Below are 21,159 nucleotides of genomic sequence, written 5' to 3'. Positions count from 1 at the left end.
TCCATCACGCCACCGGCATGTCCGCATACGTTCGTCCCGCTGAGCCGCCGGACCAACGGCGGCTCCCCAGACGGGAGATCGGGGGTGTACTCGTGCGCATCGGACTGCTTACGGAGGGTGGCTATCCGTATGTGAGCGGTGAGGCCAGACTCTGGTGCGACCGGCTCGTGCGCGGGCTCGAGCAGCACGAGTTCGACCTGTACGCGCTCAGCCGCAGCCAGGACCAGGAGGACCGCGGCTGGATCGAACTGCCGCCGCAGGTCATCCGGGTGCGCACCGCGCCGATGTGGACCGTCGACGACGACGGCACCGGCTACGGACGCCGCAGCAGGCGACGCTTCGCCGACGCGTACGCGGAGCTGGCCGCGGCCGTCTGCACCGGCGCTTCCCCCGACACCACCGGCCTCGCGAGTGCGCCCTCCCACTCCGCCGGCGCCGAGGCGGACCGTTTCGGCAATGCGCTGTACGCCCTCGCCGAACTCGCCCGCGACGAAGGCGGACTCGTCGGCGCCCTGCGCTCCGAAACCGCCGTGCGCACACTGGAGCGCGCCTGCCGTGCACCGGGCGCCCTGCGCGCGGCCCGCGCCGCCCGTGTCCCCGACCTCCTCGCCGTCGCCGGACAGATCGAACGCGCCCTGCGCCCGCTCTCCCTCGACTGGTACGGCGACGACGGCCTCGGCTCGGTCGACCTGTGCCACGCCACCTCCGGCGGCCCCGCCGCCCTCCCCGGACTCGTCGCCCACCACTTCTCCGGCATCCCCCTCCTCGTCACCGAGTACGGCGTCCAGCTACGGGCCCACTACATCGCGGCCGGCGACGCCGAACTCAGGGCCCCCGTACGGGCGATGCTCGCCGCATTCCACGGCCGCCTCGCCGCCGAGACCTACCGGCAGGCCGCGATCATCACCCCCGGCAACACGCACGCCCGGCGCTGGCAGGAGCGGTGCGGCGCCGACCGCGCGAAACTGCGCACCGTCCACCCCGGCATGGAGGCCTCCCGCTTCTCCGAGATCGGCGAGCGCGAAGAACCGGGGGAGCCGGGCACCCTCGTCTGGGTCGGCCGCATCGAACCCTCCAAGGACCTGATCTCCCTCCTCCACGCCTTCGCGGAGATCCGCAAGGAGGAGCCCAAGGCCCTCCTGCGCCTCGTCGGAGCGCCCGCCGAGGGACCCGACGCCGCCGCCTACCTCGCCCACTGCAAGGCCCTCGCCGCCCAGCTCTTCCCCGACGAGGCGGAGGGCGCCCACGCGATGGGCGACAACCCGGTCTCCTTCGAGGAGATCGGCGGGCCCGAGACGCCCGACCTCGCGGACGCGTACGCCGCCGGGAGCGTCGTCGTCCTGTCGAGCATCGTCGAGGGGTTCCCCATCAGCCTCGTCGAGGCGATGTTCTGCGGACGCGCGACGGTCTCGACCGACGCGGGCGCCGTCGTCGAGGTCATCGGCGGCACCGGCCTGGTGGTCCCGCCGCGCAATCCCCGGGCGCTCGCCGAGGCGTGTGTGTCGCTGCTGCGTGACCCGGGGCGCCGCGAACGGCTCGGCGCCGCCGCGCGGGCACGAGCGCTCGAACTCTTCACCGTCGAGCAGAACATCACGGCATTTCACGGCATTTACCTGGAGATCGTTTCTCACTGCCCCGTGCGTCGTGAACCCGTGAACGACGCCGGCGAACCCCTGCCCTTCGCCAACCCCCCGGAGGCCTATGTACCGGGCCGCTGGACCGCACCGACGAGCGAGTCGGGCGGAGGCTTCGGCACGTGGCTGGCGGGGCGCTCCGCTTCCGGGGGCGCGCCTAGCTGGGCGGGGACGGAGGGGGACGGGGCTGCCTCTGGGGGCGGTGCCGTTGGTGCGGGTGGGGGGATCGGCTCGGGCGGTGGTGTTGGTTCGGGTGGTGGCGGAGCGCGGCCGACCGGTGAGCAAGGCCAGTTGGCCGGGGCCTTTCCTGGCGGGGAGGGGGACGCGTGAGCGGGCAGGGGTTGGGCGAGACGGTCGTGGGCGCGGGCCTGGACGCGCCTCAGGTGCCGGGTGGCGCGGATGCGTGGGGTACGGGGTCGCAGGAGGCGTTGGGGGAGCCGGGGCCGGGTGCTGAGCCGGTTACGGGGCCGGAGGCTGAACCGGTTACGGGGCCGGGTGCTGAGCCCGAATCGGAGCGTCGTGCGGAGCGGAAGCCGGGTGCTGGACCGGAACCGGAATCGGAGCGGCGTGCGGAGCCGGAGGCTGGATCGGGGTTGCTGGCCCATGGGCTCGAGCCCGCGGGCGACGAAGCGCTGTTGAACGAACCCGCGACCTGGCGTGCCACCGCCGCAGCCGCATCGACGGGCAGCCCGCTCCCCGACGTGCCACCCCCTCCGTCGGCCTCCCCTCCCGGCAACCCCGTCAAGGTCGACGAGGCCACCGGCGGCAGCCGCCGTCGTACCGGCGTGGACCCCGTGAAAGCGCTGATGCACCGGCACCGCGAGCTGTGCGAGCGCGCCGTCGACGCTTTGGAGATCGCCGCCGGTCTGGAGGCCCATGGCGTGACCGACCGGACCGCCGCCCGCTTCCGGCACCGTGACGTCTTCTCGCTCGCCGAAGAGATGTACGCGCGCGTGCCCCGCGACAGCGACAGCGACATCGAACCGGAAACCCGGCATGCCGTATCCGACACGCCGCGGGGCCGGCGCCCCGTCTGGGCCGCCCTCGCGCTGCTGCCCGGCACACTGGGCGCCCTCACCCTCGCAGGACTCGACTTCACCGGCGGACGAGTGCGGCTCGCGGTCGGGGCCGGCGGCGTGCTCGCCGTCTCCGCCGCACTCCGCGCGGCCCTGCGCCGGGGCCCGCTGCGCGCCACCACTCCCACCGTGCCCGCCACCCGCGCCTGGACCTGCTGGCTCCTCGCCTACGCGCTCCTCGGCGACGGACTCCTGAGCGCCGCCGTAGCGGGCGGTCCCGACGAGGCCTGGGCACCCGCCACCGCCCCCCTCCTCGCCCTCGCGTTCGCCGTCGCGCCCGGCGCCTGGTGCGCCCAACTCTTCGGCGCCGTGGCCCGCCGCAGGCTCGCCTCCAGCCGGGGCCTCGAAGAGTTCGCTGCCTCCGTACGCCCCCTCCTTCTCGCCGTCTTCGCGCTCTTCCTGTGTGCGCTGTGGACCCTCATCGGGGTGGCCGCCGCCGTACTCGGCCAGGACGCCGCATACGCCGGTGCCGGAATGCTCGGCGCACTCCTGCTGCTCGCCCGCCTGCTCACGGCGCACGGCCGCACCCACGCCCCCGCCGTCGTCCTCGGCGCAGCCACCGCGGCCGAGGTGCTCGCGGTCTGCACCGTGTTCGCGGGCCGTCTCCCCGGCTGCGGCTTCCTCGCCGTCCCCGTAGAGACGGCCGTCGACGCCTGGGGGCCCGGCGCCGTACCCGGCCTGGCCTGCGGCGCCGGCGCGCTCACCCTCCTCGTCCACGCGGCCCGCACGCTCACCAGGGCCTCCGCCCACGCGCCCACGGACACCACTCCGTGACCGCGTCCGACGCCGTACGACCACCCGAAGCGGCCGGCCCGGCCGCTCCCCTCCCGCGGGGCCGACACCGCGGGCCTTCCGAAGACCCACGGCAACACCCCTAAGGAGAACGCGAGATGACCACCCCTCCCCCCGGAGGCCCCGGCCCAATCAGACGCCCCGGGCGCCCAGGACTTCCCGGAGAGCTCGGAGAGCTCACCCAGGGAGCCGCCCGATGAGGGTGCTGCTGATCGGAGCCAACGGATATCTCGGACGCTTCGTCGCCGACCGCCTCCTCGCCGACCCCGCCGTGCAGCTCACCGCACTCGGCAGGGGCGACGACGCGGACGTACGGTTCGACCTCGCCACCGGAAGCCCGGGCGCACTGACCCGCTTCCTCGACGCGGTCCACCCCGGAGTCGTCATCAACTGCGCGGGAGCCACCCGCGGCGGCGCCCGCGACCTCACCCGCCACAACACCGTCGCCGTCGCCACCATCTGCGAGGCACTGCGGCGCAGCGGCTGCGGCGCCCGCCTCGTCCAGATCGGCTGCGGCGCCGAGTACGGGCCCTCGCAACCCGGCTCCTCCACCGCCGAGGACGCCGTCCCGAGGCCCGGCGGACCGTACGGGGTGAGCAAGCTCGCCGCGACGGAACTCGTCCTCGGCTCCGGCCTCGACGCCGTCGTCCTGCGGGTGTTCTCCCCGGCCGGACCCGGCACCCCCGCCGGCTCGCCCCTCGGCCGTCTCGCCGAGGCCATGCGCCGCGCCATGCAGTCCGGCGACGGTGAACTCAAGCTCGGCGGGCTCGGCGCGCAGCGCGACTTCATCGACGTACGCGACGTGGCCCGCGCCGTCCACGCCGCCTCGCTCTCCGCCGCGCAGGGCGTCATCAACATCGGCTCGGGCCGTGCCGTCCGGCTGCGGGACGCGGCGTCCGTACTCGCCCGCGTCGCCGGCTTCGGCGGCGCGCTCCACGAGCTCGACTCACCCGGCGGCCCCGTCCGCCCGACGCTCGGCCACCCCCGCTCCGACCCCGACCACGTGGCACCCGCCGCGTACCCGTACCCGGACGGCTGCGGCAGCTGGCAGCAGGCCGACGTGCGCACCGCACGCGACCGGCTCGGCTGGCGCCCCCGCATCAACCTCGAGGAATCACTCGCCGACATCTGGATGGAAGCGGCATGCCGTATCTGACCCCCACCGCCCCCGGGACCGCGAGCACGGACATACGGCTCGGCTTCGGCATCCCCGGCTACGCACACCCCCTCATGGCGCCCGTCGAATGGGCCGAACTCACCCGCCCCGGCACCCCCTTGCACTGGGTCGTCCTGAACGTGGCGGACGGACCCGGGGCCCGCCCCGACCCGCACTGCCTCGAAGCCGCGGGCAGGCTGCGCAACCGGGACGTACGGGTCCTCGGCCACCTCGATCTCACCTACGGCGCCCGCTCCTTCGGCGAGGTCGTGTCCGACGCCCACCGCTATCTCGACTGGTACCGAGTCGACGGGTTCTCCCTCGGCCGCTGCCCGACCGAGCGGGCGGCCCTCCCCGAGGTCCGCCGCATCGTCACCACGCTGCGCGCCCTGTGCGAGGACGCCCACATCGTCCTCGGGCACGGCACGCACCCGTACCCGGGATACGCCGAGACCGCCGACCAGTTGGTGACCTTCTCCGGGCCGTGGAGCGACTACCGCTGGTCCCAGGTCGCCGAGTGGACCGCCGACTACCCGCCCGAGCGCTTCTGCCACTTCGTGCACGGCGTACCCCGCGGGCACCTCGACGAGGCGCTGCGCATCGCCCGCTGGCAGGGCGCGGGGACGATCTACTTCACCGACCGCACGGACCGCGGTGGCGCCGCCGATCCCTGGGAGGCCATGCCCGGGTACTGGGACGACATCGTCTCGCGGGTCGGAACGGGTGTCTCGGAATGAAGAGGGGCGTGGCAGTGTTGACGCAAGAACCACTGTTCCGAAATGACGATCAACGGAGCCCCCGTGTCGCTGCCACCCCTGGTAGAGCCAGCTGCTGAGCTCACCGTAGACGAGGTCCGCAGGTACTCCCGCCACCTGATCATCCCCGATGTCGGGATGGACGGGCAGAAGCGGCTGAAGAACGCCAAGGTGCTCGCCGTGGGCGCGGGCGGCCTCGGTTCGCCGGCGCTCATGTACCTGGCCGCGGCCGGTGTGGGCACGCTCGGCATCGTCGAGTTCGACGAGGTCGACGAGTCGAACCTCCAGCGCCAGATCATCCACAGCCAGGCCGACATCGGCCGCTCCAAGGCCGAGTCCGCCAAGGACTCCGTCCTCGGCATCAACCCGTACGTGAACGTGATCCTCCACGAAGAGCGGCTCGAGGCCGAGAACGTGATGGACATCTTCAGCCAGTACGACCTGATCGTTGACGGCACGGACAACTTCGCGACCCGCTACCTGGTCAACGACGCGTGCGTGCTGCTCAACAAGCCGTACGTGTGGGGCTCGATCTACCGCTTCGACGGCCAGGCATCGGTCTTCTGGTCCGAGCACGGCCCGTGCTACCGCTGCCTCTACCCGGAGCCCCCGCCCCCCGGCATGGTTCCCTCCTGCGCCGAGGGCGGCGTCCTGGGCGTGCTGTGCGCGTCCATCGGCTCCATCCAGGTCACCGAGGCGATCAAGGTCCTCGCGGGTGTCGGCGAGCCGCTCGTCGGCCGCCTGATGATCTACGACGCCCTGGAGATGCAGTACCGCCAGGTCAAGGTCCGCAAGGACCCCGACTGCGCGGTCTGCGGCCCGAACGCGACCGTCACCGAGCTCATCGACTACGAGGCCTTCTGTGGCGTCGTGTCCGAGGAGGCTCAGGAGGCGGCGGCCGGCTCGACGATCACTCCCAAGCAGCTCAAGGAGTGGATCGACGACGGCGAGAGCATCGAGATCATCGACGTCCGAGAGCCGAACGAGTACGAGATCGTCTCGATTCCCGGCGCCCGGCTGATCCCGAAGAACGAGTTCCTCATGGGCACCGCCCTGGAGGGCCTCCCGCAGGACAAGAAGATCGTCTTGCATTGCAAGACGGGTGTCCGCAGTGCGGAGGTCCTCGCCGTCCTGAAGTCCGCGGGCTTCTCGGACGCCGTGCACGTCGGCGGCGGCGTGATCGGCTGGGTCAACCAGATCGAGCCCGAGAAGCCGGTCTACTAGACCGCCCGCCGGCCCGCGCGGCTGACGCCACCGGTCAGGGGGCAGCTTTTCCGAACGGGTCCCGCACCTCGCGTGCGGGGCCCGTTCGTCATGGAGCGCCGCACAGGGCGCCGCGTCGGCGTCCGCGTCAGGAACAGACCTTCCCGTCGCGCGGTATTCGGCCCTCCAGGAGATAGCCGTTCACCGTCGAGTCGACACAGCTCGACCCGCTGCCGTACGCGCCGTGCCCCTCGCCCTTCCAGGTGAGCTCGACGCCGACACCCTTGCCGAGCTCGTCCGCCATCCGGCGGGCGCCCTCGTACGGGGTCGCCGGGTCGCCCGTGTTCCCCACGACGAGGATCGGGGCGGCGCCCGGCGCGCTCACCTCAGGCGTCGCGTACTGGCCCGGCACCGGCCAGTCGTGGCACCAGCCCGCCGTGTCCCAGGCCATGAACTCCCCGAAGACGGGCGAGATCTCGCGGAACGACGCGAGCCGCTTCTTCGCCTCCGCCGGCGTCGGCCGCTCCTTGTCGTCGAGGCAGGAGATCGCCCGCTGCGCGTGGCTCTGCGAGCTGTAATGCCCGGCGGGACTCCGCTCGTTGTACGCGTCGGCCAGGGCGAGCAGCGCTGTCCCGTCCCCCTTCTCCGCCGCCTCCAGGCCACGCGCCAGCGCGGGCCAACTGCTCTGACTGTAGAGGGTGACGGTGATACCGATCGTCGCGAGCGACTGGTTGAGCTCGCGGCCGCCCGAGGTCCGCAGCGGCTTCGCGTCGATCCGCTTCAGCAGGGCGGCGATCTTCCGGGACCCCTGATCCGGGTCCTGGCCGGTGGACTTGAGGTAGTTGTCGAGGGCCCGCTGGAAGCCCCTCGTCTGGTTCTCGGCATGGCCCACGGTGTCCGCGGACGGGTCGACCACGGCGTCCAGGACGAGCCGTCCCACCTTGCCGGGGAACAAGTGCGCGTACACACCGCCCAGTTGGGTCCCGTACGAGACGCCCATGTAGTGCATCTTGTCGTCGCCGAGCGCCTGGCGTGCCAGGTCCATGTCGCGGGCCGTCTCGTCCGTCGACACATGCCCGAGCAGCCTGCCGGCCTGCCGGGCACAGCCCGCGCCGAGGTCGGCGGCGTCCTTGAAGTACGCCCGCTCCTCGGCCGGGGTGTCCGGCGTGAGGTCGACGGACTCGGCCGCCTGGATCGCCTTGTCGTCGCGGCACCGTACTCCCTCGCTCGCGCCGACGCCGCGCGGGTCGAAGCTCACCAGGTCGTAGCGCTCGCGCAGCTTCGCGTAGTCCGGTGCGAAGGCGGGCAGCATCGAGACCCCGGAGCCGCCCGGCCCGCCGAAGTTGAACAAGAGCGAGCCGGAACGTCCGCTCCCGCCCGTGGACTTGGCGCGGATGAGGGCGACGCCGATGGTCTCCCCGTCCGGCTTCGCGTAGTCGAGCGGCGCCTTCAGCGTCGCGCACTGCCAGCCGGAGCCGGGCGCGGGGCCGTCATCGGTGGCCTTGCAGCGGCCCCAGTCGAGTCGCTGAGACGTGAGCGCGGCGGGCAGTGCGGGCAGCTTGCCGGCGTGGCCTGCCTTGTCCGAGCCCGGCGGTGACGACGGCGACGAGCGCGGTGGCTGCGTGCGCCCCTTCCCCTCGCCGTGCCCGGCCTTGTCTCCCGACCCGCCGCAGCCCGCGGCGGCACCGGCCACCAGCAGCCCCGCGGCCAGCAGCGCGAACGAACGAACATGACGCGACACAGCCACCCCCCTGGCGATCCCCCTCGCCTGCCTCCGATCCGAAGACAGTCAGACCATCCTAGGCAGCGCCACTGACAATCATCTGCGGCAGCGCGTCAGCGACAACCGGGCGCGCGATCCGAACACGCCTACCCCCACCGCTACTTGCAGACCGTGCCCGCCTTCGGCACCGTCCCGTTCAGCAGATATCCGTCCACAGCGCCTCGCACACACTTGTTCCCGCTGTCGTACGAGCCGTGGCCCTGGCCCTCGTAGGTGAGTTCCACCCCGACACCCTTGCCGAGCGCGTCGACCATCTTCCTCGCACCTTCGTACGGGGTGGCCGGGTCGCCCGTGTTGCCCACGACGAGGATCGGTGCCGAGCCGGGGGCGCTCACGACGGGGTGCTCCGCGGCGCCGGGGACCGCCCAGTCCGTGCAGCTGAGCATGCCCCACGCGAGGTAGTCGCCGAACTGGGGAGAGGCGGCGCGGAACTCGGGGAGCTTCGACTCGACGTAGGCCGGCGTATAGCGGGGCTTGTCGTCGGCACAGTTGACGGCGACGTTGGCCGCCTGGATGTTGCTGTACTGCCCGTTCTCGTTACGGCCGTTCATGGAGTCGGACAGGAGCATGAGGATCTTGCCGTCGCCCTCGTAGGCCTGGACGAGGCCCTCGGTGAGGTACTCCCAGAAGTCCTTGGAGTACAGCGACTGCGCGATGCCGCTCGTCGCGGCGGTCTGCGTCAGCTCGCGTGGGAAGACCCCGGGGATCGGCTTGGATTCCAGGTCCTTGAGCAGCTTCGCGATCTTGGCCTTGACCTGCTCGGGGGTGTCGCCGACCGGGCAGTCCTCGACCTTGGAGGTGCAGTCCTTCGCGTAGTTGTCGAGGGCGAGCTGGAAGCCCTTGGCCTGGCTGAGCGAGCCCTCCTCGGAGTTCTCGGTGGGGTCGACTACGCCGTCGAAGATGGCGCGGCCCACTTTCTTGGGGAACAGGTGGGCGTACACGCCGCCCAGTTCGGTGCCGTACGAGATCCCGAAGTAGTGCAGCTTGTCGTCGCCGAGCACCTGCCGCATCAGGTCCATGTCGCGCGCCGCGTCCGTCGTCGCGACGTGCGGGATGACCTTCCCGGAGTTCCTCTCGCAGGCGTCGTTGAACTGAGTGATGTTGCCGACGAACTGCTTCGTCTCGGCGGCGTCGTCGGGCATGGCGTCCTGCTGGAAGTACTTGTCGAGCTGCTGGTCGTTCTTGCACTTCACGCCGTCGCTGCGGCCGACGCCGCGAGGGTCGAAACTCACCAGGTCGTAGCGGGTGCGCAGCTTCGCGTAGTCGTTGCCGAACGCGGGCAGCGTGGTGACTCCGGAGCCGCCCGGTCCGCCGAAGTTGAAGATGAGCGATCCGATGCGCTGGTCCTCGGCGCCGGAGGACTTGGCGCGGATGAGCGCGATGCCGATCGTGTCGCCCTTGGGCTTGCCCCAGTCGAGGGGCGCCTTCATGGTGGCGCACTGCCAGGCGGCGCCTCCTGGCAGCGGGGACGGCGCGGGTCCGCCGCCCTCCGACTCCGAGGGCGCGGGGCAGTCCTTCCAGTTGAGGGTCTGGGAGGTGAGGTCCGCGTCCTTCGGGTCGCTGCTGCACGCCGCGAGGGCGGAGGTCATGACGAGGGCGGCGGCCAGGGCAGCCACACGCGGCCGGGACGGATTGGGCATGACCCCATCCTGCGGCGACGGCTCACGGGGCGCTCGGGGCGGGGGCCGTGCGGGTGAGCGACGGCGGCTACGGGGGAGGGCTCTCCGAAGAGCCCTCCCGCAAACACGCCCCTACAGGGAGCGCTCCCGGAAACGTGCTCCTACAGGGAGCCCTTCCGGGAGAGGTGGTTGAAGAAGAGCCAGCCCGGCAGCACCGGTACCCACAGCGTCAGGAGCCGGTAGAGCAGCACGGCCGGGGCCGCGACCTCCTTGGGCAGTCCGACCGCGATGAGGCCGACCGTCAGGGTCGCCTCGACCGCGCCCACACCGCCCGGCGTCGGCGCGGCGGAACCGAGCGCGTTGCCCGCGAGGAACACGACCGCGACGCTGGCCAGGCTGAGCGTGGTCGACTCGTCCCCGAAGGCGCGGATCGACGCGTCCAGGCACATCACGAAGCAGGCCGTCAGGAGGAGCATGCCGCCGATGCCGGTGATCAGCTTCTGCGGCCGCTGGAGTACGTCCAGCATGCGCGGTACGACGCCGGCGAACAGGGACCGTACGCGCGTGACGACGAACTTCCGCAGGAACGGGATCGACGTGACCACGAGTACGAGGACCGCGACGGTCAGCAGGCCCGCGATGACCGTCCGGGACGGCGACAGGGACGGGGTCTTCTCCGTGCCGGTCAGATAGCCGAAGGTCAGCAGCATCATGATGTGGGCGCCCAGGCCGAAGAGCTGGGAGGCGCCGACACTGGCCACCGCGAGCCCGGGGCGCACGCCCGCGCGTTGCAGGAAGCGGGTGTTGAGCGCCACACCGCCGACGGCGGCCGGTGCCACGATCTTCACGAACGAGCCGGCGACCTGGGCGGCGACCGTCCGCAGGAACGGCACCCGCTCCGGCACGAAGCCGAGCAGGCTCATCGCGGCGGCGAAGTAGCTCAGTGCCGAGAACAGGACGGCGGCGGCGACCCAGCCCCACTGGGCCTGGTCGAACAGCGTGCCGAACTCGATGTGGGTGAACTGCGACAGCAGGAAGTACGCGCCGATGGCGCCCGCGATGAAGCTCACGAGGGTGCGCGGTTTGATGCGCTCCAGGCGGGCCGGTTCGACGGGTGCCTGCGGCCGGATGCGGAGCACCTGGTGGCGGATCTGGGTGAGGAGATCCTCCTCGCGCGCTTCGTCCAGGGCCTCGTCGATGGCCTTCTTCTCGGCCTGCCGCTCGGCTTTCTCGGTCTGCCGTTCGACCTTCGCGGAGGTCTTGGCCGACGGGGGCGTGATCCGCTCGGCGACCGTCTTCGTAGAGGGCGTTTTCTCGGTGGCCCTCTCCGTAGGCGTCGATTCCTCGGCGGGCGAGGGCTCGGCGAGGGAGGCCTCGTCCAGGCGGGCCTGCTTCGCCCTGCGCGACGCCTCGAGCACGGCCTCGCGCTCGCGTTCGGAACGCTCCCTGCCGAGCTTGCGCAGTGTGGAGCGCGTCGTACGGCTCAGGGCGATGGGCTGGAGCAGCGGCAGACAGTCGGCGATCGCGTCGGGGCCGAGCACTCCCACGGCGGACGCCACGGCACGCTCGGCGCCCACACGAAGGCCCAGCGTGGCCAGGAGCTGGGCGATGTCCATGCGCAGGATCAGATCGCCGGACGCGATCTCGCCGCCGCGCAGATCCGTAAGGATCACCGTGCCGGAACGATCCACCAAAATCGCGTCGCCGGTGAGCCGGCGATGGGCGATACGCCGCGACTGGAGCGCCTGCACCTGGTGCCAGGTGTCGCGCAGCAGCTCGTCGGTGATCTCCTCGTCCGGCACCGAGTCCAGCGAACGGCCACCTGTGTGCTCGTACACGAGCATCACCGCGTCGGGGCCGAGCTCGGACGTCGCGATCAGCTTCGCTGCGTTGGCCCCGGCCGCGATCGCCGCGTACGCGAGGAGCGCCTCCTGCTCCAGCGCCTGGCGCAGCGACTGGAGGCTGCGGCCCGTGGTGATCCCGCGCAGCGTGAGCCGGCGCCACACGCGGTAGAAGAAGCCCTGCGCCTGCTGTTCTCGGTCGACGATGGTGACGTCGAGAGGGGGGCCGTCCTCCAGGGTGACGAAGTAGCGCCGCCCCCTGTCCCCGTTCTCCGTAGCGCCCTCGTGGGCCTCTTCGCGGGCCGCGCTCACCGGGTGGAAGCCGACGTGCCGCAGGCCCGCGAGGAGCGTCTGGCCGGTGGGCCGCACGTTCGGTGAACCGACCGCGTAGAGCGTGCCGTAGGCGACGGTCCAGCCGATGAGGACCGTCAGGATGATCGAGAACGGTGTCGTGTAGCCGGTGACCAGCATCGCGAACGCGTCGAGCAGCAGCACCACCCACAGCACCACGCGCCAGCGTGGTCTGCGGGACATCCCCACGGCTGTCATATAGGCGATGACGGGCGCCAGATAGCCGTGCACCGGATCGGTCAGCGCGTGGATGTCGCCCGGCGACGGGCGGGTGAGCGCGTCCTGGATCGACTGCGGGGCGCCCTGGGCGACCCACAGGTCCGTCGCGAGCGTCACCCCGTGCGCGAGGACGGCCGCGAGAACACCGTCGGCGATCCGCAGCCCGTCGCGTTTGATCAGCCGCTCGATCGCGAAGGCGACCGGGACGAGGAGGATCGCGATGCTCGACGCGAGCCCCGCGAACTTGATCATGAGATCGGGAGCGGCGCCAGTGCCCTTGCTGATGTCCTGCTGAAGACCCGAGGTCGTGCCGTGGGCGAAGGCGGCGATCGCCAGGAGCACGGCGATCGCGAGAACTCCCACCAGGAGACGCATCAGGTCGGAGGGGCGGTGCACGCGCGCGGGGAGGAGCGGTTCGTCGCCTTCCACCCGCTCGGAGTGTGCGTCGGCGTCGATGCACTCCGGGTCGACGAGAGGGACCTCGGTCCGCTCGGGCCCGGCTTCCGCACTCTTCTCGGGCGACGCCTCCGCGGTCTCCTCGGGCGCGCCCGCCGGGGGCGCCTGGGCCGGCCGGCCCAGGCGTTCGGTCACGGGGGAGTGGTCGGCCTCGTCGCTGTCCGGGCGCGCCGAAGCCCCAGAGGTGCCTTCCGCCTTATCGGGATGCACGCCCTGCTGCTCCGTCGTTTCTTCTTGATCTCGTATCACCGGTCACCGCCCGCACGATGGTGGCACGTCCCACTGACACAGGGGGGCATCAGGGTGCGATGCGGGGGAGCAAAGTATCCCGCAACCGCGGATTCGTGCTTCTTCATACGCCTCTCCACGCCCCGTGACCGGGCCGTCACACTGTCGGTGGGGTGCGGCAGGATGGGCCGGATGAGCGAGGAGAGCGGTGCGGCGGGACAGCTGCCGGAGTACGCGGAGCGGGTGCTCGAGGTCGCGGAGCTGATCCCGCCCGGGCGCGTCATGACCTACGGGGACGTCGCCGAATGGCTCGGTGAGGGCGGCCCGCGCCAGGTCGGCCGCGTGATGGCCCTCTACGGGGGAGCCGTTCCGTGGTGGCGCGTCGTGCGCTCGGACGGCGTGCTGCTGCCCGGCCACGAACTGGACGCCATCGCGCACTACCGCGCGGAGAGCACCCCCCTGCGCGAAGCCTCCCGCACGTCCGAGGGACACATCCCGCGCCTCGACATGAGGCACGCGCGATGGGACGGCGAGGAACGCGCGGAATCTCACACCTGACAGCTCCCGCCATCGCGTCCCCGCACGTCCGGCCTGTGGCCCGTACGGGGGAAACGGGGCGAGAGGGGCACTTCGCCGCCATCGCGTACGTTCGTGAATCGCGGCACACCCGTGCCGCACGGGACCCGGGGGACCCGACGGAAGCCCGGCTTCCGCCACACTCGACGGCGTAGCGTCGACGGCGCGCACCGCCCTCACCCCGCAGCCACCGCCCCGCTCGGACGGCCGGCCGTCTCCCCGTCCCCCCAGCACACCCACCAGGACCAGCGATCCACGTGAGCTCCTCTTCCTCCACCCGGAACCTGTCGCACCGCCAGGTACGACAGGGGACCCCCGGCGCGTACCGACTGGTGCGTACCCCGCCGGCCCCGGTGGACCCCCCTCGTCTGGACGCACGGCAGCGCGCGGTGGTTGACCACGTGCACGGCCCGCTGCTCGTCCTCGCGGGACCGGGCACGGGCAAGACGACCACGCTCGTCGAGGCCGTCGCCGCACGCATCGCCAAAGGCACCGACCCCGAGCGCATTCTGGTCCTCACCTTCAGCCGCAAGGCAGCCGTCGAACTGCGCGACCGTATGGCGCTGCGCATCGGCGCCGCCCACGCACCACAGGCCACCACGTTCCACTCGTTCTGCTACGCCCTCGTCCGTGCCCACCAGGACGCCGGCCTGTTCGCGGAACCCCTGCGCCTGCTGTCCGGACCCGAACAGGACGTCGCCGTACGCGAACTGCTCGCCGGCCAGATCGACCTGGAGCAGGCAGACCTCGCCCACGTCCGCTGGCCCGACGAACTGCGGGCCTGCCTGACCACCCGAGGCTTCGCCGACGAGGTACGCGCCGTCCTCGCCCGCAGCCGCGAACTGGGCCTCGGACCGGCCGCACTCGACGCCTTCGCCCGCCGCATCGGCCGCCCCGACTGGAAGGCCGCCGCCACCTTCCTCGCCGAATACCTCGACGTCCTCGACCTGCACGGCGTCCTCGACTACGCCGAACTCGTCCACCGCGCGGTCCTCCTCGCCCACCGCACCCCCGTCGCCGACGAACTCGCCACGCGCTACGACGCCGTGTTCGTCGACGAATACCAGGACACCGACCCGGCCCAGGTGCGGCTGCTGCACGCCCTCGCCGGCGACGGCCGCACCCTGCTCGCCTTCGGAGACCCCGACCAGTCGATCTACACGTTCCGCGGCGCCGACGTGAACGGCATCCTCGAATTCCCCGACCGGTTCCCCCGCGCCGACAAGAGCCCCGCGCCCGTAGAGGTCCTCACGACGTCCCGCCGCTCCGGAGCACACCTCCTCGACGCCACCCGCCGCATCACCCGGCGCATGCCCCTGACCCGGCTGCCCGCCGACAAGGTCCGCGCCCACCGCGAGCTGACCCCCGCGCGGGACGGCGGCCGCGTCGAGGCCTACACGTACCCGACCTCAGGCACCGAACTCGACAACATCGCGGACATCCTGCGCCGCGGCCACCTCGAGGACGGCATCCCCTGGAACGACATGGCCGTCCTCGTCCGCGCCGGCACCCGCTCCATCCCCGCGATCCGCCGCACCCTCACCGCCGCGGGCGTCCCCCTCGACATCGACGGCGACGACCTGCCCCTGCGCCACGAACCGGCCGTCACGCCCCTGCTGACCGCACTCAGGGCCGTCGCCCTCAGCGTCGCGCAGGACACCCCTGAACCCGACGACGACCAGGACCAGGAACCGCCCGTCTGGCTCGACACCGAGACCGCCCTCACCCTCCTCGCCTCACCTCTCGCCGGCATGGACGCCGCCGACCTGCGCCGCCTCGGCCGCGCCCTGCGCGAGGAGGAACGCGCCGCCGGCAACCACCTGCCGCCGCCCTCCGACGAACTCCTCGCACGCGCCCTGGCCCAGCCCGAACGCCTCACCGCCCACGACCCCGCCCACGCCCGCGGCGCCCAGCGCCTCGGCGCACTGCTGCGCGCGGCCCGCGAAACCCTCACCTCCGGAGGCACCGCCGAGGAAGCCCTCTGGCAGCTGTGGAACGGCACCTCCTGGCCCCAGCGCCTGGAACGCGCCGCCCGCCGCGGCGGCGCCGCAGGACGTAACGCGGACCGCGACCTCGACGCCGTATGCGCCCTCTTCGCGACCGCCTCCCGCGCCGAGGAACGCACCGGAGGCCGCGGCGCCCTCAACTTCCTCGGAGAGGTCGAAGCCCAGGACATCGCCGCCGACACCCTCGCCGGACGCGCCGTACGCCCCGACGCCGTACGCCTCATGACCGCCCACCGCTCCAAGGGCCTCGAATGGCGCCTCGTCGTCGTCGCCGGAGTACAGGAAGGGCTGTGGCCCGACCTGCGCCGCCGCGGCTCCCTCCTCGAAGCCGACCGCATCGGACGCGACGGCCTCGCCGAACCCCTCACCCCTGGAGCGCTCCTCTCCGAAGAGCGCCGCCTGTTCTACGTGGCCACCACGCGCGCGCGTGAACGCCTCGTCGTCACCGCGGTCAAGGCACCCGCCGACGACGGCGACCAGCCGTCCCGCTTCCTCACCGAACTCGGCGTCGACCCGCAGGACGTCACCGGCCGCCCGCGCCGCCCCCTGTCCGTCGCCGCGCTCGTCGCCGAACTGCGCGCCACGACCGTCGACCCCCGCGCCTCCGACACGCTGCGCGACGCCGCCGCCCGGCGCCTCGCCCGCCTCGCCGCCCTCACCGACGACGACGGACGCCCCCTCGTGCCGTCCGCGCACCCCTACCGCTGGTGGGGCATGGACGACCCCACCGAGAGCAAGATCCCCCTGCGCGACCGCGACCAGCCCGTCGTGCTCTCCGGAAGCGCCCTCGACCAGCTCGCCAACACCTGCTCCCTGCAGTGGTTCCTCGGCCGCGAGGTCAAGGCCGACGCCCCCGCCACCGCCGCCCAGGGCTTCGGGAACGTCGTCCACGTCCTCGCCGACGAGGTCGCCTCCGGACGCACCCCGGCCGACCTCGCCGTCCTCATGGAACGCCTCGACTCCGTCTGGGACGCCCTCGCCTTCGACGCCCCCTGGAAGTCGGCCCAGGAGAAGGAGCACGCGCGCGTGGCGCTCGAACGCTTCCTCCGCTGGCACGTCGACTCCAGCCGCGTGCGCACCCCCGTAGCCAGCGAACACGCCTTCGACGTCACCCTCGAAGCGGGCTCGTACGAAGTACGCATCCGTGGCTCCATGGACCGCGTCGAACGCGACACCGAAGGCCGTGCCTACGTAGTCGACTTCAAGACGGGCAAGCAGGCCCCCTCCGCCGCCGACGTCGCCCGCCACCCCCAGCTCGCCGTCTATCAGCTCGCCGTCCGCGAGGGCGCCGTCGACGAACCCTTCGACGGCGAACGCCCCGAACCCGGCGGCGCCGAACTCGTCCAGCTGCGCCAGGGCGCCGCCAAGAAGGACGGCGGCGACACCCTCCCCAAGGTGCAGGCGCAACAGCCTCTCGGCGAACACGGGGAAGGCGAGGGGGAGGGAGCGTGGGTCGGCGACCTCCTCGCCACCGCCGCCGGCAAGGTCCTCGACGAACGCTTCACCCCCACCACCGGACAGCACTGCACCCACTGCGCGTTCCGCGCCGCGTGCAGCGCCCGCCCCGAGGGCAAACACGTCGTCGAGTAGCACGCACCTCCACCGCGCCGGGTGCCCGGCGACGCGCGCATCGACCGCTCCGGACACCGCGTGACGAGTGCCTCCACCGGATCGGGCCGGAGCTGTCAGTGGGGCCGGTTAGCCTCGATGAGGTGACCACACGCCTCACCGACCCCGAGCAGCTCAAGGAGCTCCTCGGGATCCCGTTCACCCCGGAGCAGACGGCCTGCATCACCGCGCCGCCCGCCCCGCAGGTGATCGTGGCCGGAGCCGGCTCCGGCAAGACCACGGTCATGGCCGCCCGCGTCGTATGGCTCGTCGGCACCGGCCAGGTCGCCCCGGAACAGGTCCTCGGCCTCACCTTCACCAACAAGGCCGCCGGCGAACTCGCCGAGCGCGTCCGCAAGGCACTGATCAAGGCAGGCGTCACCGACCCCGACGCCATCGACCCGGACAACCCCCCGGGCGAGCCCGTGATCTCCACGTACCACGCCTTCGCCGGCCGCCTCCTCACCGACCACGGCCTGCGCATCGGCCTCGAACCCACCGCACGCCTCCTCGCCGACGCCACCCGCTTCCAGCTCGCCGCCCGCGTCCTGCGCGAGGCCCCCGGCCCCTACCCGGCCCTCACCCGCTCCTTCGCCGACCTCGTCAGCGACCTCCTCACCCTCGACGGCGAGCTCGCCGAACACCTCGTCCAGCCCGACGAACTGCGCGCCCACGACACCCGCCTCCTGCACACCCTCGAAGGCCGCAAACTCACCAACGCCGACCTGCGCAAGGTCCCCGAGGCCGCCGCCGCCCGCCTCGACCTCACCGGCCTCGTCACCCGGTACCGCGAAGCCAAGCGCGCCCGCGACCTCCTCGACTTCGGCGACCAGATCGCCCTCTCCGCCACCCTCGCCCGCACCCGCCCCGAGGTCGGCGCCATCCTCCGCGACGAGTTCCGCGTCGTCCTCCTCGACGAGTACCAGGACACCTCCGTCGCCCAGCGGATCCTCCTGGCCGGCCTCTTCGGAGCGGGCACCGGCCACCCCGTGACCGCCGTCGGCGACCCCTGTCAGGCGATCTACGGCTGGCGCGGCGCCTCCGTCGCCAACCTCGACGACTTCCCCGAACACTTCGCCGACACCGACGGCCGCCCCGCCACCCGCTTCTCCCTCAGCGAGAACCGCCGCAGCGGCGGCCGCCTCCTCGAACTCGCCAACGGCCTCGCCCAGCCGCTGCGCGCACTCCACGCGGGCGTGGAAGCCCTGCGCCCCGCCCCCGGCGCCGAACTCGACGGGGTCGTCCGCTGCGCCCTCCTGCGCACCCACGCCGAGGAGATCGACTGGCTCGGCGACTCCCTCGCCCACCTCGTACGCACCGGCACCGCCCCCGGCGAGATCGCCGTCCTGTGCCGCACCGCGACCGACTTCGCCGCCATCCAGGGCGCCCTCGTCGCACGCGACATCCCCGTAGAGGTCGTCGGCCTCTCCGGCCTCCTCCACCTCCCCGAGGTCGCCGACCTCGTCGCCGTCTGCGAAGTCCTCCAGGACCCCGGCGCCAACGCCTCACTGGTCCGCCTCCTGACCGGCCCCCGCTGGCGCATCGGCCCCCGCGACCTCGCGCTCCTCGGCCGCCGCGCCCGCCTCCTCGTCGCCCACGCGCGCGGGGGCGACGACGACCCCGACCGCCGCCTCGCCGAAGCCGTCGAGGGGATCGACCCCTCCGAAGTGATATCGCTCGCCGACGCCCTCGACACGTTCCTGGAAACCCCCCTCGACGAACCGGGCGACGACAGGCTGCCCTTCTCACCCGCGGCACGCGTACGCTTCGCGCGCCTCGCCACCGAGCTGCGCGACCTGCGCCGCTCACTCGCCGACCCGCTGATGGACGTACTCCACCGCGTCCTCGCCGTCACCGGCCTCGAAGTCGAACTCGCCGCCTCACCGCACGCCCTGGCCGCCCGCCGCCGCGAAACCCTCTCCAACTTCCTCGACATCGCCGCCTCGTTCGCCGCGAACGACACCTCCGCGACCCTCCTCGCCTTCCTCGGCTTCCTGCGCACCGCCGCCCAATACGAAAAGGGCCTCGACAACGCGCTGCCCGGCGGCGAGAACACCGTGAAGGTGCTCACCGCCCACAAGTCCAAGGGCCTGGAATGGGACGTCGTCGCCGTCCCCGGCCTCGTCACGGGCACGTTCCCCAGCGCCCAGGGCCGCGAGAAATGGACCGCCCAGAGCAAGGTCCTGCCGCACGAACTGCGCGGCGACGCCGCCACACTGCCCGACATCGAAGCGTGGGACTCCAAGGGCATGAAGGCCTTCCACGAAGAGATGAAGGAACACCAGCGCACCGAGGAACTCCGCCTCGGCTACGTCACCTACACCCGCCCCCGCACCCTCCTCCTCGGCTCGGGCCACTGGTGGGGCCCCGCCCAGAAGCGCCCCCGCGGCCCCTCCGACTTCCTCCAGGCGCTGTACGACCACTGCGCCGCCGGACACGGGGAGATCGAGGCCTGGGCCGACGAACCGGAGGAGGACGAGGAGAACCCCGCGCTCCAGGAGGCATCCGCCGAGCACGCGTGGCCGCTCCCGCTCGACGACGAGGCCATGGCGCGCCGCCGCGAGGCCGCGGCCACGGTGCTGGCCCACCTCGAAACCCCGGCCGACGCCGACGCCCACTCCCACGAGATGGGCCACCCGGCCACGTACACCGACCCGGACTGGCCGGCCCCGCCGGACGAAGAGGCCCTCTACGAAGACGAGCCCCCCTACGAAGACGGGCCCGTCTACGGAGGCGAGCCCCTCCACGGGGACGAACCTCTTCATGAAGAGGGCGATTTCGTCAGCTCACCGGAGGACGGCCCCGGACCGGACTGGGACGAGTGGGACGACTGGGACGCGCTGCCCCACGAACGCCCCACGCTCCCGCACCCGACCGGCACCCCCGCGCGCGAGCAGCCCGCTGCCGCTGCCCCGCACAAGGACGCGCACCCGCACCCACATCCGGACGACGCCCGACCCATGCATGGCGCCCCGCACACGCCCACGCACCCCCTGGGCGCCATTCCGCACCCCACCACGCCCCAGGACGCCGACACCCGCCCCCACCCCGACCCGGCACCCACCAGCACCGTCCCGACCGTCCCCCCGGAGCGCCACCGGCCAACTCCGGAGGAGACCCGCACACTCGCCTCCTGGGACCGCGACCTCGACGCCCTCACCGGCGAACTCCTGCGCTCCCGCCAAGCCGTCCGCGACGTCCCCCTCCCCACCACCCTCACCGCCTCCCAGCTCCTGCGCCTCGCCGCCGACCCAGACGGCTTCGCCCAGGACCTGGCCCGCCCCATGCCCCGCCCGCCCCAGCCCGCCGCCCGCCGCGGCACCCGCTTCCACGCCTGGGTCGAATCCCGCTTCGAAGAGCTCCGCCTGCCCATGCTCGACCCCGAAGAGCTCCCCGGCAGCGAGGCCGACATCGCCGACGAACGCGACCTCGAAGCCCTCAAGGAAGCCTTCGACAGCACGCCCTACGCCCACCGCACCCCCCACCGCGTCGAAACGCCCTTCCAGCTCGCCATCGCCGGCCGCGTCATCCGCGGCCGCATCGACGCCGTCTACAAAGAAGGCGAGGGCGACCACACCACGTACGAGATCGTCGACTGGAAGACCACCCGCGGCCGCACCGCCGACCCCCTCCAGCTAGCCGTCTACCGACTCGCCTGGGCCGAGCAGCACGGCCTCGCGCCCGAGGCCGTCAAGGCGACGTTCGTCTACGTACGCGACGGCGAAACCGTCACCCCCCGCGACCTCCCCGGACGCGCGGAACTGGAACGCCTCCTCCTCGAAGACCCCACCCCCGGCCCCGGCGACCGCAGAGCACCGGAACCACCGCACGAGCACGCCCCGGCGGACGGATAGGC

General features: G+C 72.5%; 11 protein-coding genes. 8 read left to right on the top strand and 3 right to left on the bottom strand.

Annotated elements, in window-relative coordinates; genetic code table 11:
* The first annotated feature begins 92 nt into the window (after positions 1-92).
* The 5 genes from OG758_RS20155 (at position 93) to moeZ (ending at position 6,637) form a co-directional block, all read left to right on the top strand.
* The gene (locus tag OG758_RS20155) at positions 93-1,964 is read left to right on the top strand and encodes a DUF3492 domain-containing protein (protein WP_326711293.1); all 1,872 of its coding nucleotides are present in this window, start codon (positions 93-95) and stop codon (positions 1,962-1,964) included.
* Between the two features lie 305 nt (positions 1,965-2,269).
* A complete protein-coding gene (locus tag OG758_RS20150) occupies positions 2,270-3,484 on the top strand; it encodes a hypothetical protein (RefSeq protein ID WP_326711292.1) in 1,215 nt (404 codons plus the stop codon).
* A 214-nt stretch (positions 3,485-3,698) separates the two neighbouring features.
* The gene (locus OG758_RS20145; protein WP_116510264.1) at positions 3,699-4,658 is read left to right on the top strand and encodes an NAD-dependent epimerase/dehydratase family protein; all 960 of its coding nucleotides are present in this window, start codon (positions 3,699-3,701) and stop codon (positions 4,656-4,658) included.
* Positions 4,646-5,395 carry a spherulation-specific family 4 protein gene (locus OG758_RS20140; RefSeq protein ID WP_326711291.1) on the top strand — a complete coding sequence of 250 codons (750 nt, stop codon included), beginning with the start codon at positions 4,646-4,648 and terminating at the stop codon, positions 5,393-5,395. The genes OG758_RS20145 and OG758_RS20140 overlap by 13 nt, the downstream gene beginning before the upstream one ends.
* Positions 5,396-5,458: 63 nt before the next feature.
* Positions 5,459-6,637, top strand: coding sequence for an adenylyltransferase/sulfurtransferase MoeZ (gene moeZ / locus OG758_RS20135; protein WP_326715968.1), 1,179 nt, complete (start codon positions 5,459-5,461; stop codon positions 6,635-6,637).
* Positions 6,638-6,764: 127 nt separating this feature from the next.
* Here the strand turns inward: moeZ and OG758_RS20130 are convergent, their stop codons facing one another.
* From OG758_RS20130 to OG758_RS20120, 3 genes are all read right to left on the bottom strand, one after another.
* Positions 6,765-8,357: an alpha/beta hydrolase gene (locus OG758_RS20130; protein ID WP_326711290.1), complete on the bottom strand. Its 1,593-nt coding sequence runs from the start codon at positions 8,355-8,357 to the stop codon at positions 6,765-6,767.
* A 140-nt stretch (positions 8,358-8,497) separates the two neighbouring features.
* On the bottom strand, positions 8,498-10,039 hold the full coding sequence (locus OG758_RS20125) for an alpha/beta hydrolase (protein ID WP_326711289.1): 1,542 nt from the start codon (positions 10,037-10,039) through the stop codon (positions 8,498-8,500).
* A 140-nt stretch (positions 10,040-10,179) separates the two neighbouring features.
* Complete coding sequence (locus OG758_RS20120; RefSeq protein WP_382060841.1) at positions 10,180-13,095, bottom strand: lysylphosphatidylglycerol synthase domain-containing protein; 2,916 nt, start codon at positions 13,093-13,095, stop codon at positions 10,180-10,182.
* Positions 13,096-13,296: 201 nt separating this feature from the next.
* On the opposite strand from OG758_RS20120, the gene OG758_RS20115 reads away from it, so the two are divergent.
* The 3 genes from OG758_RS20115 to OG758_RS20105 all read left to right on the top strand — a co-directional run bounded on the left by OG758_RS20115 (position 13,297) and on the right by OG758_RS20105 (position 21,157).
* Positions 13,297-13,671, top strand: coding sequence for an MGMT family protein (locus OG758_RS20115; RefSeq protein ID WP_326711287.1), 375 nt, complete (start codon positions 13,297-13,299; stop codon positions 13,669-13,671).
* 275 nt (positions 13,672-13,946) lie between these two features.
* Entirely contained in the window at positions 13,947-17,285 is a 3,339-nt protein-coding gene (locus OG758_RS20110) for an ATP-dependent helicase (RefSeq protein ID WP_326711286.1), read from the top strand.
* 122 nt (positions 17,286-17,407) lie between these two features.
* On the top strand, positions 17,408-21,157 hold the full coding sequence (locus tag OG758_RS20105; RefSeq protein ID WP_326711285.1) for a UvrD-helicase domain-containing protein: 3,750 nt from the start codon (positions 17,408-17,410) through the stop codon (positions 21,155-21,157).
* The last annotated feature ends 2 nt before the right edge of the window (positions 21,158-21,159 follow it).

The sequence above is a fragment of the Streptomyces sp. NBC_01474 genome (assembly GCF_035918215.1).
GTDB lineage: Bacteria > Actinomycetota > Actinomycetes > Streptomycetales > Streptomycetaceae > Streptomyces > Streptomyces aureus.
The sequence above is the reverse complement of the archived record's forward strand: the minus strand, read 5'-3'. Positions and strand labels throughout refer to the sequence as shown.